The sequence below is a fragment of the Flagellimonas pacifica genome, assembly GCF_900215465.1.
Taxonomy (GTDB): Bacteria; Bacteroidota; Bacteroidia; order Flavobacteriales; family Flavobacteriaceae; genus Flagellimonas; species Flagellimonas pacifica.
On the sequence record NZ_OBEH01000008.1, the window covers coordinates 26,468 to 44,226 of the forward strand.

Consider the following 17,759-nt stretch of genomic DNA (forward strand, 5'->3'; position numbering starts at 1 on the left):
AAGTCCTTTACAGATTCTGTAAAGGACTTTTTGCGTATATATGGACGCCTAAGCGGGATATTTATGATATATACGTCAACTTTAATACCAAAAGCTTACGATGATATGTTAAAAATTACAAAAAGTTTCCGATCATCTACTTTATAAGCAGGTGTAGGGGGTGGCTAGGCATTTATATGTTTGTTTTTCAGTAAGAGGTTGAGAGGCAAAATAAACTTTGAATTCCGTATTTTTATCGTTTAATACCAATTGGCCTGCGGGCGGTTATGACACAGACTTCAAAAAATATAGCCATCATCGGTTCAGGATTGGTGGGTTCCCTTTTAAGTATTTATTTAAAGAAAAAAGGACATTCCGTTACCGTTTTTGATAGAAGGCCAGATATTCGGACAATCGAGTTTTCAGGAAGATCTATCAATTTGGCAATGAGCAACAGAGGATGGAAATCTTTACGGGTGGTTGGTTTAGAGGAGCGAATTAAGAAAATAGCTATACCGTTGGACAAACGTGCCATGCACGTAAACGACAAACCCGTTTACTTTCAAAAATATGGTAAGGAAGGGGAGGCCATTTGGTCAATTTCCAGAGGAATTCTTAATAGAAAGATGATTGATTTGGCGGAGGGAGCTGGTGTTGTTTTTCGATTTAATGAGAAGGTATGGGATATAGATTTACCAGAGGCTAAAATATTTACAGGAGAATCGGAAAAAAGCGAATGGAAAGAATATCAATATGAATTGATTTTTGGCTGTGATGGTGCCTTTTCAAGAGTACGGCATAAAATGCAACGACGCAGTCGGTTTGATTATTCCCAGAGTTTCATAAATGTTGGATACAAAGAGCTTACCATTCCACCAAATGAAGATGGTACCCATAAGTTGGATAAAAACTCCTTTCATATCTGGCCCAGAGGTAAATTCATGCTCATTGCTATGCCTAATATTGATGGTAGTTTTACATGTACATTGTTTTTGCCATTTGAAGGAGAGGTGTCTTTTGAGACTATTAACACTGAGGAGAAAGCAAAAAACTTTTTCAAGACTTATTTTCCAAATGTGCGAAAGGAGATAGAAAATTTGACCGAAGATTTCTTCAAGAACCCAACAAGTGCTATGGTTACCATGAAATGCTATCCATGGACCTATTGGAACAAAGTGGCCCTTGTGGGTGACTCTGCCCATGCTATTGTTCCTTTTTATGGACAGGGAATGAATGCAGGCTTTGAGGACATTCATGTGCTCAATACATTGATAAAGGCTCATGGTGATGATTGGGATACTATTTTTAGTGAGTATCAAATCCAAAGAAAACCCAATGCAGATGCCATTGCCGAACTGAGTTACCGCAATTTTGTTGAAATGAGCAGTAGAACTGCTGACCCTAAGTTTTTACTTCAAAAAAAGATAGAGAAATGGTTTGCTGTTAAACATCCTAACAAATGGGTGCCAGTGTATAGCAGGGTTACTTTTTCTGAGAGACCTTATGTGGAGGCCCTGGCAATTGGAGACAAGCAGGAAAAGATAATGGAAGAGGTAATGAAACTCCCAAATATTGGGGAAATATGGGATTCTATAGAAGTGGAAAGAAAGATATTATCATTACTGTAAAAAGGCAATCCGAACTTGGATTGCCTTTTAACCCGCCCTCTTACCTCAATTTTTAAGCGGGAACCATAACCCTCTCCTTTTCTTTGCTTGCATTTCTTTTTTTACCAAGAAAGTAGGTTGTGAACAGAAGCGCCAAACATACAACGGCAGGGGCGCCATTACCATATTTGGAGACATAATGTGCAATAATGGCAAAAACCAAGTTTAAAATGAAACCAGCATAGGCCCACTCCAATAGTCTTTTGCTTTTATTGTAATAAATTGTACATAACCCTATGAATTGGGCTATTGCCAAAGGTTTTATCAAATGTTCAGGATATCCAAGTTTTGCATATTCCTGTACCATGGTTTCATAATCAAATAAATGTTTGTACAATGATGTTAGAATCATTAATGAGAATAACCCTAAAAAAATATAATAAGTAGTATATTGTTTTTTCATGGCATTGGTTTTTAAGATTTGATACTGCTCAAGTTAATACTGAAAAAAGAGATTTTGACCTTTCATTAGTCCAGTGCACATCTGCTATCGCCCAATGGATAATATTATGAGGTAAAAAGAGGGTTTTGGAATTATAGAATTATTGTAACCAATGCGTTCAAGTCCAAAAGGATAATAATTGTTTTCCTCCACAATTTCCAAGGTGCCATTGTCATCCATATAGCTCAATCGCACATTACCTAAGTGGTCTTTGTACTGGTATACATAGTAGTAGCCTCCATTTCCATCGGAGGCGGCATAACCCTCGGGGTGGTTAAAGAACTGTAGGTTGCCATTTTCATATATAAAGTTGCCAGCATATTCGGTTATGGGGCCGGTGGCACCAACCTTTTTCTTCAATTTTGTTCCCATGGCATCGTAAATATACGAGATCGTTCCCCCGCCCATGGCCACCTTGGTGGGCAGGTTCAAATGGTTATAATCAATGTCCAAGATCCCTTTGTTCCGGTCAGAGGTCATGTTGCCGTTGGCATCATAGCCGTACTCCTTGGCGGTATCGAGAATATACAATCTAATCTATACAGATATCATGAGGTACATAGGTTAATATTTTATTTTCAATCAGTTTTGTTAGATAAATAGTGAAATGATAACTACCCTTTTTAATCTCACTACTTAGTCTGTTCGGATTAGGTTTATCCATTTCTAACAAAACACAAGACATTACTGGGTAATCATTTTTTAGATCTTTTAGTTCTATTTCTCTAAAAAAAATTTGAGCAGAAGCACTTTTTTTAAATAGATAAATTCTAGATTCTAACTTTAACACAGCCATGTAAAGATTCGATGGAATTTCTGTGTCAAAAATTTCAACTAAATTACCCCTAGAATTGTTGTTGAGCTGAATCTTTGAGAAAAAGTCATTTCTTGCTAGAAGAATGAACCTCCCTTCATTATTTAAATATCTTACTGCTTCTGATTTAGAATTTTTTCCTCTACTCTCAAGTATATATTCCTTAAAACTATTTTCTAATCTTTTATCTAGAGTTATTTCTTGAGATTTGCAGCTATAAATGAATAGGCTAGATGTTATTAATAAAAATCTAATTATCATGTTTTTAAAATTTTATCCCTCTAGGTTTAAGATTAACAGTTCTGTTTTTGTAGTTAAATCTATTTTTATAGATTTCACCTCCATATACATCTTTAGCTATACCTGGACTTGGAGATACTCTTTTACCATTTGAACCAAAATAACGACTATTACCATATTTATCTATAATTCTTGATTTTTCATCTCCACTCCAAATGGCTTTATAACCTTTAATTGAGAGATTCATTCCGTAATGAGTTCTTAACGGCAATCCACTTTCTTGTCTGATTTGATTCTCAATGTGTGTTGCTACAATTTCAGAGTCTGTGACACGTGAGTCACCCTCTGTATACCAAGTAGCACCTGCAGCCTCAAGGCCTCTCCCCAATTTATCTCTTCTGTGAGCTAATTCGTGTCCTAGAGTAACATAAAATGGAGTATCCATTACACCGTCAGTAGTTGGTAATTGACTTTTCTGGTCTAAGTTTAACGAAACTGTTCCATTTACTTCTCGATTACTAGCTCCCTTTGCTATTGTAACATCATTTCCTTCTCCAGTGAAAAAATCTACTAAATCTTTTCCTGTTTCGCCTGATCTTGACAGTGCATCTACTTTAGCTATAGCGCCAAGCGCATAATTGGACAACTTATGATTTTTATCAATGGCAATCCACTTTCCGTCTACCTTATGTTGAGTTTGACCATTTTCATACCTGTAAGTTTTATCTCCGTCATTTATATAAACATAGTCGCCATTTACATCAATAAATCTTATAGGGCTGTTGAAAGTGTATTGATACGGTGTAATACTTTCATATTTTTCTGCAAACCTATCTATGTTCATAAATCTACCAAGTGACGAATCATAGTTTCTAGCTCCGTATTCTAACCAATTTATACCTAGACTTTCTTCCAGTTCTTTTCCGTTATATCCAAACTTCTGCGCGGTACTGTTTCCTAAAGAGGCAGTTATATTATTATACCCTTTGTGTTCAAGTCCAAAAGGGTAGTAATTGTTCTCCTCCACAATTTCAAGGGTTCCGTTGTTGTCCATATAGCTCAACCGCACGTTGCCCAAATGATCCTTGTACTGGTACACATATTCATACCCTCCCTCTCCATCAGGGGTTGCGTAGCCTTCTGGGGTGTTAAAGAACTGTAGCTCCCCGTTCTGGTAAATGTAATTGCCCGCGTATTCGGTTATGGGGCCGGTGGCACCAACCTTTTTCTTCAATTTTATTCCCATGGCATCGTTTTTCTATCTGCCAATCTACAACAAGGGTGAGGTAAGCCCTTATTTTATAGTATCTCCGAGATCTTTGTTGCATTAGACATCTCCTGAAATGGAAAAAACCAGCTATTTTACCATATCACCCAATGATAAGTAACTTCTAATGCTATCCTTTGAAACCAATATGATTTTATTCCCAAGAGAATATTTAGTTTTTATCGAATCTATCGCCTCAGAATAATTATCAGAGTCCTCAAAGTCAAGGATTGATTTTATAATTTTAAAAATATGTATTTCTCCATTTACCACTATTGAATTAACTTCTAGGTTTGCACCAGGATAGCTTTCTTTTTTAGCCAGTGTTAGTTCACTATTTAAATCTATTGTGCCATCATTTATAGATATCTGATACAGTACGATAGACTTAGAACCACTATATTTCTCCTCTTCATAAAGAATAACATTGCAGAACCCTTTGATATAGGAATAATAAAATCTGTCTTTATTGTTTTTTGATGCTAAATTGAATGTAGAATCAAGTTCTTTATCTACTCTATATAAATTCTTTTCTTTTGAGTTTAGAGAATCAATATTGAAATATGTTAGGTCAGGCAATTTTTCCAGTATCCGATTATTACAATTATGATTGCTGGTCGAATCTAATAGAATATGATTTCTTTTGTCGGTTTTTACTTTTTTGTCGGCACATCCAAAATAAAACATAATGAATATGATATATGTGAATAACTTTAACAAGCATTTTAATCTTTGACTCATAAAAATCCTATTTACTTATTTGATTTAAATTAGCACTACTTTTTATTATGATTGAGGGTATGACTATAGATTTTCTTAGTTTTCGCCCATAAGAGTTCCTTCCTTGTGATCGAGTCCGACCAAATGGCCTAATTCGTATTGACTTACTTCATCGAAGGGCTTTAATTTTTTATCGTTTAAAAAGTTAGCATGATAGTTTTATGGTTCCGATACCTGATCTATTTCTTCTATTTCAAAACACATCCCCTCACCTATATTCTTGTCTATCTCTTCCAATAAAGAGTATGACAACTCAGGCCTACTTTCTGCTGCCTTGTCTTCTAAAATTTGAATTAAATAAACGCCTTCAATCCATTCACCTGATTCATCTATACTTCTGTCTATCCAAACTACTACATCACCAAAACCTTGTAAGCATTTTCCAAAAAATGTACTAGACTCATAAATAAGAGTATTATCCTCATATGAATAGACCTTTCCTGGATACCCAAATCTATCATCATAATTTATCTCATTCTCTAAACTTAATATTTCTCGATTTTTTGGAAAAAGATAAATTGATATGTTTTCATCGCATTGCTCACAAGATTTTCCAGACAATAAATACCATGTATTGCTCGGCAAAATAATCTTCCCTATCAATCTTTTATTATAAAGCTTTAGGGTATCTATGGCTTCAATTGTATCAATCTTCGTTAAAGTATCTGTTTGAACACGACTATTGGACATCAAGTTATTACCATGAAAGTCTGATGCTTCATCAACTTTTTTTGTTCTTAATATCTTAAACTGTTCTGTTTTATCTTTCTTAGCATCATTAAACCCACAAGAAATGGTAAAGATGATGGTAAAAAGTAGAAATGATATCATTTTAAAATTATTGAATTCTTCTTTTTGATTTCCAATTTTTATAGGTATTTCTTTTTCCATTATGTCCTGTATATCTTAATTTTTTTGTTCCACCACTTCTAGGCCTATTATCCACATGTACATGTGGATTAAGGGTTTGTTCATTTGTAACTTTAATTGTGGTATAAGAAGTAGGTGCTGGCCCTATCCTGTCTCCCTTAGTTTGAATACCCATACCAGAAACCATAGTTCTTGTCTTGCTTCCAAAACCACTTGTATCACCTTTTTCTGGGTAATAAATTACTGTAGAAAATAATCCAGAATCAGCTGAAGCCATGGCTGCATCCTCATTAGACAATCCAGATATCGTAATATCTGCAGCATCACCAGAAATATGTCTGCTTCCCGAAGAACCACCAACACTTTTATTTTTTTTGGTAGATCGGTCTCCACTAGTAACATTCACTACTGCATCTTCAGCTCCTTCTACATTGTTTCGTGTATAAATCGCTAAGCCCACTAAATCATTATTTGTTTCCTCTGAACTGATAGTTTTTCCATTAGTATTTACCAAATCTGATTCTACACCTAAATCTGTTATTTCGACATTCAAACTTGCTGTGCCATCCTCATTTGTTTTGACAGATGATTCAACTTGATATACTTTATTATCATCAACACCGTCTTCATAAACCAAATTTCCGTCCCCATCAAAGTATTTGCCGAACATCCCATCAGGGTCAACATAAACAATAGGGTTGTCCCACGCATAATTATAGGGAGAAAATCTTCTCATGCCTTCCGCTAAGGGATCAAGGTTCATCCATCTTCCCAAATCAGGGTTATAGTTCCTTGCACCAAAGTCATATGTCTCCAACCCAAGACTCTCATCAAACTCCTTTCCGCCAAACTTGAATCGTTGCGCAACAGAATTGCCCAATGAAGATACATTCGAATTATATCCCTGATGTTTCAACCCAAAAGGATAATAATTGTTCTCCTCTACAATTTCCAAGGTGCCATTGTTGTCTGCATAGCTCAACCGCACGTTGCCCAAATGGTCTTTATATTGGTAGACATAATCATACCCCCCATTTCCATCGGGGGTGGCGTAGCCTTCGGAGGTGTTGAAAAACTGTAATTGTCCGTTTTCATAGGTGTAATTGCCTGCATATTCCATTATAGGGCCAGTGGCACCAACCTTTTTCTTCAATTTTGTACCCATGGCATCGTAAATATACGAGATCGTTCCCCCGCCCATGGTCACCTTGGTGGGCAAATTCAGGTGGTTGTATGTTATGGCCGTAATCCCCTTGTTACGGTCAGAGGTCATGTTGCCATTGGCATCGTAGGCGTACTCCTTGGTGGTATCCGCCCCGTCCCTAAAGCCCTGGTTGCTACCGTTGTCCTTTACCTTTAGGAGCTTGTTGCCCTTGTTGTAGGTATAGGCCAATTGGTCCATATTGCCAAAGACAGTAGCATTGAGGTTCGTATGCCCTGTGCGGTGCAGTTGGCGTATGTTGCCGTTCTTGTCGTACACCACATTGGAGAGGTTGTAGTTGCCCGTGTTGTCCGTGGCCCCTGTGATCCGGTTAAGGGCATCGTAGCCATAGGTGTACCATTTTAGGCTGTTGTCCGTATTGGCGGTGCGCCACTCGGTTTCGGCTATGTTGCCGTTGTAGAGGGGGGTGGTGCCATGCTCCGCGGCGTTGTAATTTATCTTAAATGTAAATAGGTCGTTGCCAAGGTCATCAGGGTCGTTTATGCTCTTTAGCCATCCCCTTACATTGTACTGGTAGTCCACCGTCTGCAGGCCACCGCCCACTTCTTTGGAGGTAAGTTGTCCAAGGGCATCGTAGCTGTTCTCAACTATCGTTTCGGTGTTTCCGCCAAGGGTCTGTTCTTGCTTTAACGGCCTGCCCACATGGTCGTAGGTAAAATTGTCGGTAACAATAATGGACGGGTTGCTATCTTTTGTATGTGTTGTACGGCTCTCCAGCACCTTGCCCACAAAGTCGAGCTTGTTCTCCACAACGTCCGTTACCTTTAGGTAATTGTTGCGGGAGCGGGTGTACATGGCCCTTCCCTTGGCATCGTAATAGGTCACCGTGGTGATCCAATTGGGTGTGCCCAGCACCTTTACCTTGCTGCCCGTTGGCCTGCCCTTTACATTCTGTGCCGTTGGTGTGCCATAAACGCTCTGGGGGTCGGTGCCCCCATCTTTATTGAACAGGTAGTTGTCATAATAGTTTACCGTGAGCACATCCAGCCCTGATTTTGGGAAGCTGTTGTTGGTATAGTAGTGGTAACTGCCGGCATTGTCCTGTTTTTCCTCGTAGGGCCTTGGGGGGCTGTTTCCTTTATAGTGGGCATCCAGTGCCTCCTGCATGGCACTGCGCCCGATCACGGTGCCGTTGGCGTACATACCGGTATAGGCCACCCTGCCAAAGGCATCGTACTTGGTAAATAGCCACCATTTGTTGGGCCGCAAAAGGGCATCTTGTGTCAGTACCGGTTGGTCCAGGTTGTTGTAGACAATGTACTCCCATCCCTTGCCGGGCACCTTCTTCTCCACCAATCGGTTGCGGTGGTCATAAACGTACTGGTAGCCCAGTTCGTCCATATTGTCCATGATATTGGTAAACGGTGCGGTACCGGCCTCCATCTTTGGGGGCAGTACATAGGTAAGGTTGCCATAATCGTCATAAACGTAATAGGTGTCATGTGCCTCAACCTCGCTCGGCAACCCAACCGGGGCATAGGTGCGCTTTAGCACCGTTCGTCCCTGCTTGTCGGTGAACTCTACCGTGGTATGTTCATTGCCCCCTGTGTGGTTCTCATCTTTGGTGATGTTCTTGTAGAGCTGGTTTTGGGCATAGTGGCCATCGTCACCAAGACTTGGCATATAGGTGTTGTTGGCAAAACTGGTCTCCACCTTGTACCGTTTTACCTCATTGGCGGTATTGGCCATATGCCCAAAGCTTATTTCGTGCCCGCCGCCCAAACGCCAGTCGTGCCCCGGTGCGGCCTGTTTCAGTACCCTGTTCAACGGGGAGGACTCAAATTCTGTTTGGGAGTGGGGGTTGGGGGCGTCTGCCAGTATTTCCTGGCCATAGTGTTGCACATAATATGCATTTGTGCTTTCCCCGGCGGTGGTCCTATAACTTCCCATGGGTGCCTCAGGGTCCATATCGGCATAGGGCAACCATTCCTTTTCCGTTCTTCCATAGGCATCGTACTCCGTATGGGTGATCATATCAAAGGTGTTGTCGTCCGCATCTTTTGGGGTCCTGTCCATCTCCACCTGCTGCACTGGCCTCCCAAGGCCATCAAAAAAGGTGATCTCCTGTAGTACGGCATCGGATTGGGTGAAGAAGGGAAAATTGTCCTGGTCCTGTGCGTTGGCCAACATCTCGCTTGCGTTCTTTTGGTAGGTACGGGTGTATACATAGTTCTGGTTTATGGGGTCCGAGGGCACATAGCAATCGTTTTCAAGTGAATATGCACCGTCATTACAGTCATCAATGGGCATGGGCTGATCGCTCCAGCCCGTTCCCGGGCTACCACAGCTTGGCTGGCTATCGACGGCATGTCCGTCCCCATCACTGTCCAGATACCATGTGATGGGTTGTTCTATGGTATAGTTTATACTTCTTGATGGGCCCCAACATCCTGTACTGTTGTTTCTTGCCCTGAGATAATAGATGGTCCCACTTGTACGGGTCACCGAATTTGATGGGTTTGAAGTACTTGTTCCAGAGCCAGTGCCCTGCCAATACCACGTAATCCCTGCTGGGGGTGCCCCTCTTATTAGCACCGTGTTACCGCAGTTTTTGGTTATAGTGGGCATGGTTGGGGTTGCTGGAACGCCATTTACCGTATAATTGACACTTCTGGCGGGACCCCAACAATTTGTGGCATGTCTTCTTCCACGAAGATAGTACACGGTGCCACTGGTACGTGTCAGCGTTGTGGATGAATTAAAGGTGTTCGTTCCTGAAGCACTGCTCTGCCAATACCAGGTAATACCAAATGGGGGTGTACCCCTGGTGAGCACCGTATTGCCACAGTTATTGGTTGTTGATGGGGTTGGGGGGATTTCCGGGAGGGGATCCTCATCAATGGAATTGTCACAATTATTGTCCTTGCCATCACAAAGCTCCGATGCTCCCGGGTATATGGTATTGTCGGTATCGTCACAATCACCATAGACCGATACGTAGCCAACAGGTTTTGTAAGGGCACATATATAAACCGCTTTCTTACCGTACCCATCCCCATCGACATCCTTGAACCATTGGGTATATTCCGGGTTTACCTCAAAACATGGACCTTCTTCCGCAAGTCCCACCTGAAGTATACCAAAAACCATTGCTAAAGTATATGCGTATTTCATTATTTGGCATAAATGGGGAATTATAGAGAGAAAACAGTTATTTGGTTTTCTAGTGTGAGATTAGATGTAAACTTATAGCTTGTTAACTTTTAATGGATGCTAGGATTGATAAATGAAGCATTTCAATTTATGGATGAACGGTTTGGGTCTGTATAACTTTTACCTAACCCTAGATTGAAGAATTAACAATGTGCAGTAGGGGGGTGATATTTTAACCAAAATATCGTGGTTGATTTATTTAAAACAAAAAAGCCACCTAAAAGGTGGCTTATATTTTGAAAGCAATTGGCACTTATATTTTTGAGAACATGGTTTGCATTCTTTCCTGCTCTTCTTCAGCGAGTAATGGATCAACTAAAATCCTACCACTGTGCTCATCTGTAATGATTTTTTTGCGAGAGGCAATCTCAACCTGTACCTGTGGTGGTATAGTAAAGAATGAACCTCCTGAAGCTCCCCTTTCCACGGGAACAACGGCCAAACCATTTTTTACATTATGGCGAATCCTTTTGTACGCCTGAATCAAACGGTCTTCAATTTTTTCCTCAAACTCCTCTGATTTCTTTAGAAGTGCTTTTTCTTCTTTTTCAGTTTCAGCTAAAATAGCATCAAGCTCACCTTTTTTATGTTTAAGGTGACCTTCTCTTTCAGATAGTTTTTCTTTAGTTTCAGAAATAACTTCTTTTTTCTGCTCTATCTGAGCTTTGAATTCCTTAATGTTCTTTTCAGCCAATTGAATTTCCAATTCTTGAAATTCAACTTCCTTGCTCAAGGAATTAAATTCACGGCTGTTTCTTACATTTTTTTGCTGCTCAGCATATTTTTTGATAAGCACCTTGGACTCTTCTATTAAGTTTTTCTTGGCTGCTATCTCAAAATTTACGGTCTCAACATCCGTTTTCAATTTATCCATTCGTGTTTTAAGACCAAGTACTTCATCTTCTAAGTCTTGCACTTCCAATGGTAGTTCGCCCCTAACATTGCGTATTTCATCAACCCTGGAATCAATTAACTGTAGATCATACAGTGCTCTTAATTTTTCTTCCACGGTGTTTTCCTTTTTTTTCGCCATAAATTATAAATACTTGATGGGATTTGTTATACTTTCCGATAACGAGATTGCAAAATTAGGAATTTTTTTGATAAGATAATCAACTAATAAATCTTTTGTAAACTGCTCAGTTTCAAAGTGCCCAATGTCCGCCAGTACCAATTGTTGTTCTGCTTCGTAAAATTGATGGTATTTTAAGTCCGAAGTAATAAAAACATCTGCATTGGCCTTTTTGGCTGCAGTAATGGCAAAAGCACCGCTACCACCCAGAACCGCTACTCTTTTCACCTTCTTTCCCAATAGTTGTGAGTGCCTGATAACCGATGCGTTCATCCGTTTTTTAACTTCCTTTAAAAAATCCAATTCCTCCATTTCATGCCCAAGTGTACCTACCATGCCCATGCCAATATCTTGATTGGTATTGTTCAAAATGGTGATTTCATAAGCCACTTCTTCATAAGGATGGGATTTAAAAAGTGCGTTTAAAACATCTTTTTCCCTTTCGAACGAGAAAATCATATTTATTTGTTCTTCTTTTTCAAAGTGAATTTCCCCAATCTTGCCAAGGGTAGGGTTTGCACCTTTACTTGACTTAAAACTACCTAGTCCTTCTGTACTGAAGCTACAATTACTGTATTTTCCCATCGACCCGCCTCCAGCAGCAAACAGGGCAGATTTTATAGCTTCGGCGTTTGCTAAAGGTGCATAAGTGGTCAATTTTTTTATTGTTCCTTGTTTTGGAATGAGAATTTTTGGGTTTTGAATATCCAAAACCTCACATATTTTGGCGTTGACCCCAATATTGCTATTATCCAAAGCGGTATGCATACTATAAATGGCAATGTTGTTTGCAATGGCTTTAATAACCACTCGTTCAACATAATTACTCCCTGTAATTTTTTTGAGCCCATTAAAAATGATAGGATGAAAACTCACAACCATATTACATTTTTTGGTAATTGCTTCATCAATTACATTTTCAAGGGTGTCCAGAGTTACCAAAAGTCCACTTACATTCATATCATTGTTGCCCACAAGCAATCCAACGTTGTCAAATTCCTCAGCATGGGCCAATGGAGCAAGTTCTTCCAGTATTTTGGTAATATCCTTTACGGTCATTTGATTTTTCTTAGAGTGCTAAAGATAAAATATTATATTTTCGCTTCATGCTCCAACTGCTCCGCAAAATAGCATTTCCATTTTCCCTGATTTATGCCTTGGTTGTCTTTGTACGGAACTCTTTGTACGATGTGGGCCTGTTTAAGTCAATCTCATATAAAACACCTACCATTTGCGTGGGCAACCTTAGTGTTGGTGGTACGGGAAAAACCCCTATGATCGAGTACTTGATTCGCTTGTTGGAAAATAGCAACATTGCAGTTTTAAGTAGGGGATATAAGAGGAAATCCAAAGGATTTTTATTAGCAAATGAAAAAAGTACAGTTGAGGATTTGGGGGATGAACCATTTCAGATTCATAAAAAATTCCCTCAAACTTCTGTTGCTGTAGATGCCGATAGAAGAAATGGCATTGCAAAACTTGAAAGTTTGCTAAAGCCAGACATTATCCTTTTAGATGATGCTTTTCAGCATAGAAAAGTGAAACCCAAATTCTCTATTTTGTTGACAGCATATGATAATTTGTTTGTTAAAGATTGGTATTTGCCAACAGGAGATTTAAGGGATAGTAAATTAGAAGCGAAGCGGGCTGATATTATCATGGTCACTAAGTGCCCACAAATCCTATCAGAGGAAGAGAGACGAAAAATTTCAAGTATAATAAGACCAACCTCTAGCCAATTGTTGCTTTTTTGTTCATTGGAGTACAGTAGTAAGGTAAAAAATGATTCTGGAAAAAATCTGGACTTGATCGAACTAAAAAATAAAAATGTTGCTTTAGTGACAGGAATTGCAAACCCTAAACCACTTGTTTCCCATTTGGGTTCAACGGGACTTAAATTCCAACATTTTGAGTATGGTGATCATCATTATTTTTCAGGGCAGGAGATAGCGCGGTTTAAGAATTTTGAAATAGTGCTGACCACAGAAAAAGATTATGTGCGATTAGAGGGAAAGGTTGAAAATCTATATTACTTGGAAATTGCCCACCGCTTTAACGAAAGGGATGCACTTATTTTGAGGCAAAAGGTATTGGAGCTAGTCTAGACCTGACCTTCCATTTTTCTTTTGAAGATGTTCTCTCCAATTTTTTGATAGAAGACTTCTGGTTTAAAGGGTTTTGTTACCACATCGTTGCAGCCAGCTTCATAAAAACTATCCAAACTGTCATCCAAAGAGATTGCGGTCAATGCTATTATTGGAATTTCCTCATCGAACTTTCTGATTTGACGGGTAGCTTCCTCGCCACTTATCCCCGGCATATGAATATCCATTAAAATAGCATCATAAGTATTGGCTTTGGCCAAATCAATAGCTTCGTTACCGTTATTGGCAATATCGCAGGTAATTTCCTTTTTGGTAAGCATCTTTTTGGTGATCACCTGATTTATTTTGTTGTCCTCTACTACCAATACATGTAATCCGTTAAAATCGAACTCTTCAGGATTTAACTCAAAAGATACTTCCTGTAAATCATTTTCATTGCATTTTAAATCCATTTCAAAGAAGAAGGAACTGCCATGCCCGAGTTCACTTTCTAAATGAATTTTACTGTTGAAAAGCCCAAGCAAGCTTTTTACAATGGTAAGTCCTAAACCGGTGCCCCCGTACTCTCTATTGATTTGTACCGAACCTTGCTCAAAACTGTCAAAAATGTTCTTTTGTTGGTCTTCAGAAATACCAATTCCGTTATCTTTTACTTCAAAGTATAATTTAACCTGGTCTTCATCTTTCTTTAGAAGTTTGGCAATAACTTCCACTTTGCCATCTTTGGTAAATTTTAATGCATTGCCCACAAGGTTCATGAAAACCTGAGATATTTTTATGGGGTCACCAAGAAGCTGAAGTGGAATGTTTGGATCATAATCCAAAACTAAGCTGGTATTTTTTTCTGCTGCATTTTGTTGTAATGAATCCACAACATCTGCAAGTATTTTTTGTAGTTTGAACTCAATCTTTAAAGGTTCTAATTTGTCGGCATCAATTTTATTTATCTGAAGGATATCATTAATGAAGTTCAATAGATAATCTCCTGAGAACTTTAAGGATTTTAAATGTTCTTTTTGGTGTTCAGCAGGGTTTTCTTCTAACAACAAATGGGTTAATCCCGTTACTGCATATAACGGTGTGCGGAGCTCATGGGTTACTGTGGATAGAAAGTTGGTCTTGGCCTCCATTGCTGATACAGCAGAGTCCCTTGCCAGCTCCAACTCTTTATTTTTTGTGTATAATAGATCGTTTGTTTTTAGTTTGATTTGGTTATTCCTAAAAAGGGATACGGCCAGTAATGAAATTATGGTTAAGAATGCAGATGTAAGAATCGCTGTAATCTCAGAACGGTTTTTAGATTCACTCAGCTCTTCATTTTTTATGGTAAGCTTGTTGATCTCGTTCATTTGGTGGTCAAACCTTATCTTATCTGCGGTGTTGGTCTCTAATTTTGCTTTCTCAAGATTAAAGATAGAGTCCTTTATTTGCTCTAAATTTTTTCTATAGTTTAGGGCTTCATCATAATTTCCTGTTTTTTCATAAATGACAGAAAGTCTTTGGTTGGCAGCTCTGATTTCTTTGAAATAGCCGTGTTTTTCTGCTAGTTCCAATGCGGCTTTTGAGTGGATGATACCTTCTTCAAGGTCATTAAGGTCAAGGCTTATTTTTGCCAATTGTAGATTTGCCTTGGTGGCCAAATAAGCTCTTTCTTTGTCATCTGAGTTAACAATAAGCGCGTGTAGGTTTTTAATCGCATCATCATAATTAGTGATGTTTGCAAAGATATTGGCCTCAATCAGAAGAATATTATTTCCTAAATTCCTGTTATTGCTAAGTTTTCTCGATTCTTCAAGTAATTTAAGCGACTGAAAATTGTTGCCCTCATCAAAACGAAGGGTTGCCTCTAAGTAGTTATGGAAGGCTTGCCCAAAGGAATATGAAAGATCTTTTAGCAGAATGCTAGCCCTGTCCCAATAGAAAACCGCGGTTTCTCTATCTCCTTCTTCCAAGAATAATCTTGCATATTGGTGATAGGTGTCCAATAGTAATTTGGCATCCTCATTGTTTTCCGCAATTTCTGCTGCCTTGTCCAAAGTTTCCAAAGCCTTGTCCGTTTTATTTTGATGGCGATAAACCATATACTCATCAAAAATAGCTTGAACTTTAGCTGTAGAACTGATATCTTTTTGACCAAAAATAGCTTGAGTGCATAATAAAATGCACAGTACCATAAATTTTGTACTGCAAATAAGCTTATATATTTTGCTAGAGGTCAAACGTAGTTTTTCTTTATAAACAATGCTATTAAATCTATTATTCTGGAACAATAACCAGTTTCGTTATCGTACCATCCAATAATTTTGACCATTTTTCCAATAACGGAGGTCATTAAAGAATCAAACGTACAAGAATAGTAACTATTGTTTATATCGATAGAAACAATAGGGTCTTCGGTGTATTGAAGTACGTTTTTTAACTGATTATTCGCGTAATACTCAAAAGTATGGTTTATTTCTTCAATAGAAGTCTCTTTTTTAACATTGAAGGTAATGTCCGTCAACGAGCCATTTGGAACGGGAACACGTATGCCACATCCTCCTATAACATTGGATAATTCTGGAAAGATTTTGGTCAAGGCTTTTGCTGCCCCAGTTGTTGTAGGGATAATAGACTGCCCGGCCGCTCTTGACCTTCTTAAATCACGGTGTGGTCGGTCATGCAAGCTCTGATCAGAGGTATATGAATGCACTGTGGTAATATAGGCCTGTTCAATTCCGCAAAGCTCGTTAATTACCTTGATCATTGGAGCTGCATTATTGGTGGTGCAAGAAGCATTTGAAACAATATGGTCATCAGGGCCGATCTGTGCTTCGTTTACCCCAATGACCACCATTTTAATGTCTTCTTCTATAGGGGGAACGGATAAAATGACTTTTTTTGCCCCATTTGTTAGGTGATGGCTTAAATCTTCCTTGTTTTTAAATTTCCCTGATGCTTCTACAACAATGTCAACATTAATTGAATTCCAATCAATTTGCTCGGGTCTTTCATGGTTCAATACCCTTATTTTTTTTCCATCAACAATAATTTCATTTTCTGTTGATGTGATATCGGCGTTAAAGGTTCCGTGAATGCTATCATATTTTAGCAAATGGGCCAGGGTTTTGGCATTGGCCAAATCATTGATGGCTACTACAGAAATGTTGGCGTGACCATGAAGGAGTCTGAACAATGTTCTTCCAATGCGACCAAAACCATTTATGCCAATTGTAACATGCTTCATGGGAGATGAATGAGTATGGGGTGATGTTAGCTATTGTATGTGCTTATGCGCTTTGTATGAGGATCTTACCAGTGCGCCGCTTTCTACATGTCGAAAGCCCAGTTTTAACCCTATTTCTTCATATTTTTTGAATTGCTCCGGAAGTATGAACTCTTTTACGGGTAGATGTTTTTTGCTAGGCTGTAAATATTGACCTATGGTTACCACATCTACATTTACCTCTCTTAAATCTTCCATGGTGCTGATTACTTCTTCTTCCAATTCGCCCAGCCCTAACATAATACCTGACTTGGTACGATTGGCACCATTCTTTTTCAAGTAGTCCAAAACACCTAAACTTCTTTCGTACTTGGCTTGAATACGCACTTCCCGGGTAAGTCGTTTTACGGTTTCCATATTATGGGAAATAACTTCTGGGGCTACTTTTAGAATTCGGTCCAAATGGGTTTCAATGCCTTGAAAATCGGGAATCAGGGTTTCAAGAGTTGTTTCAGGGTTCATTCTTCTGATGGCAGTTACGGTTTCTGCCCATATTATGGATCCCATATCTTTAAGGTCATCTCTATCTACTGAGGTAACTACAGCATGTTTAATGGCCATAATTTTAATGGAGCGAGCTACTTTTTCGGGCTCTGCCCAATCCACACTTTCGGGCCTTCCTGTTTTAACACCACAAAATCCGCAAGAACGGGTACAAACGTTTCCGAGAATCATAAAAGTTGCTGTTCCTTCCCCCCAACATTCGCCCATATTAGGACAACTGCCAGATGTGCAAATGGTATGAAGGTCATACTTGTCCACAAGTCCCCTTAACTGGGTATATTTCTTTCCTGTTGGAAGTTTTACCCTAAGCCATTTGGGTTTTCCTTTTGGTGGTAGAACATTGTCAACAACGGTTGTGCTCATATCAAAAATTTGATGT

General features: G+C 39.0%; 14 protein-coding genes. 2 read left to right on the forward strand and 12 right to left on the reverse strand.

Annotated features, from left to right (window positions below; genetic code table 11):
* Nucleotides 1–266 precede the first annotated feature (266 nt).
* Entirely contained in the window at nucleotides 267–1,607 is a 1,341-nt protein-coding gene (locus CRO15_RS18520) for an FAD-dependent oxidoreductase (RefSeq protein ID WP_097047353.1), read from the forward strand.
* A 52-nt stretch (nucleotides 1,608–1,659) separates the two neighbouring features.
* Here the strand turns inward: CRO15_RS18520 and CRO15_RS18525 are convergent, their stop codons facing one another.
* From CRO15_RS18525 to CRO15_RS18565, 9 genes are all read right to left on the reverse strand, one after another.
* The gene (locus CRO15_RS18525; RefSeq protein ID WP_097047354.1) at nucleotides 1,660–2,049 is read right to left on the reverse strand and encodes a DoxX family protein; all 390 of its coding nucleotides are present in this window, start codon (nucleotides 2,047–2,049) and stop codon (nucleotides 1,660–1,662) included.
* Nucleotides 2,050–2,133: 84 nt separating this feature from the next.
* The gene (locus CRO15_RS18530) at nucleotides 2,134–2,619 is read right to left on the reverse strand and encodes a hypothetical protein (protein WP_097047355.1); all 486 of its coding nucleotides are present in this window, start codon (nucleotides 2,617–2,619) and stop codon (nucleotides 2,134–2,136) included.
* Nucleotide 2,620: 1 nt separating this feature from the next.
* Entirely contained in the window at nucleotides 2,621–3,163 is a 543-nt protein-coding gene (locus CRO15_RS18535; RefSeq protein ID WP_097047356.1) for a hypothetical protein, read from the reverse strand.
* A 4-nt stretch (nucleotides 3,164–3,167) separates the two neighbouring features.
* The gene (locus CRO15_RS18540) at nucleotides 3,168–4,388 is read right to left on the reverse strand and encodes an RHS repeat-associated core domain-containing protein (protein ID WP_097047357.1); all 1,221 of its coding nucleotides are present in this window, start codon (nucleotides 4,386–4,388) and stop codon (nucleotides 3,168–3,170) included.
* Between the two features lie 111 nt (nucleotides 4,389–4,499).
* Nucleotides 4,500–4,988, reverse strand: coding sequence for a hypothetical protein (locus tag CRO15_RS18545; protein ID WP_133067294.1), 489 nt, complete (start codon nucleotides 4,986–4,988; stop codon nucleotides 4,500–4,502).
* Between the two features lie 360 nt (nucleotides 4,989–5,348).
* Entirely contained in the window at nucleotides 5,349–6,080 is a 732-nt protein-coding gene (locus CRO15_RS18550; protein WP_097047359.1) for a hypothetical protein, read from the reverse strand.
* A complete protein-coding gene (locus tag CRO15_RS18555) occupies nucleotides 6,028–10,395 on the reverse strand; it encodes a DUF6443 domain-containing protein (protein WP_097047360.1) in 4,368 nt (1,455 codons plus the stop codon). Before CRO15_RS18555 ends, CRO15_RS18550 begins: the two co-directional genes overlap by 53 nt.
* 292 nt (nucleotides 10,396–10,687) lie before the next feature.
* A complete protein-coding gene (locus CRO15_RS18560) occupies nucleotides 10,688–11,467 on the reverse strand; it encodes a zinc ribbon domain-containing protein (RefSeq protein ID WP_097047361.1) in 780 nt (259 codons plus the stop codon).
* Between the two features lie 3 nt (nucleotides 11,468–11,470).
* Nucleotides 11,471–12,565 carry a Nif3-like dinuclear metal center hexameric protein gene (locus CRO15_RS18565; protein WP_097047362.1) on the reverse strand — a complete coding sequence of 365 codons (1,095 nt, stop codon included), beginning with the start codon at nucleotides 12,563–12,565 and terminating at the stop codon, nucleotides 11,471–11,473.
* A gap of 47 nt (nucleotides 12,566–12,612) precedes the next feature.
* On the opposite strand from CRO15_RS18565, the gene lpxK reads away from it, so the two are divergent.
* Complete coding sequence (lpxK, locus tag CRO15_RS18570; protein WP_097047363.1) at nucleotides 12,613–13,611, forward strand: tetraacyldisaccharide 4'-kinase; 999 nt, start codon at nucleotides 12,613–12,615, stop codon at nucleotides 13,609–13,611.
* Here the strand turns inward: lpxK and CRO15_RS18575 are convergent.
* From CRO15_RS18575 to lipA, 3 genes are read right to left on the reverse strand one after another with little or no spacing between them, the layout of a single operon-like run.
* Nucleotides 13,608–15,785, reverse strand: coding sequence for a hybrid sensor histidine kinase/response regulator (locus tag CRO15_RS18575; RefSeq protein ID WP_097047441.1), 2,178 nt, complete (start codon nucleotides 15,783–15,785; stop codon nucleotides 13,608–13,610). The genes lpxK and CRO15_RS18575 overlap by 4 nt on opposite strands.
* Nucleotides 15,786–15,826: 41 nt before the next feature.
* Entirely contained in the window at nucleotides 15,827–16,837 is a 1,011-nt protein-coding gene (gene gap / locus CRO15_RS18580) for a type I glyceraldehyde-3-phosphate dehydrogenase (RefSeq protein WP_097047364.1), read from the reverse strand.
* Between the two features lie 30 nt (nucleotides 16,838–16,867).
* On the reverse strand, nucleotides 16,868–17,743 hold the full coding sequence (gene lipA, locus CRO15_RS18585) for a lipoyl synthase (RefSeq protein ID WP_097047365.1): 876 nt from the start codon (nucleotides 17,741–17,743) through the stop codon (nucleotides 16,868–16,870).
* Nucleotides 17,744–17,759 lie beyond the last annotated feature (16 nt).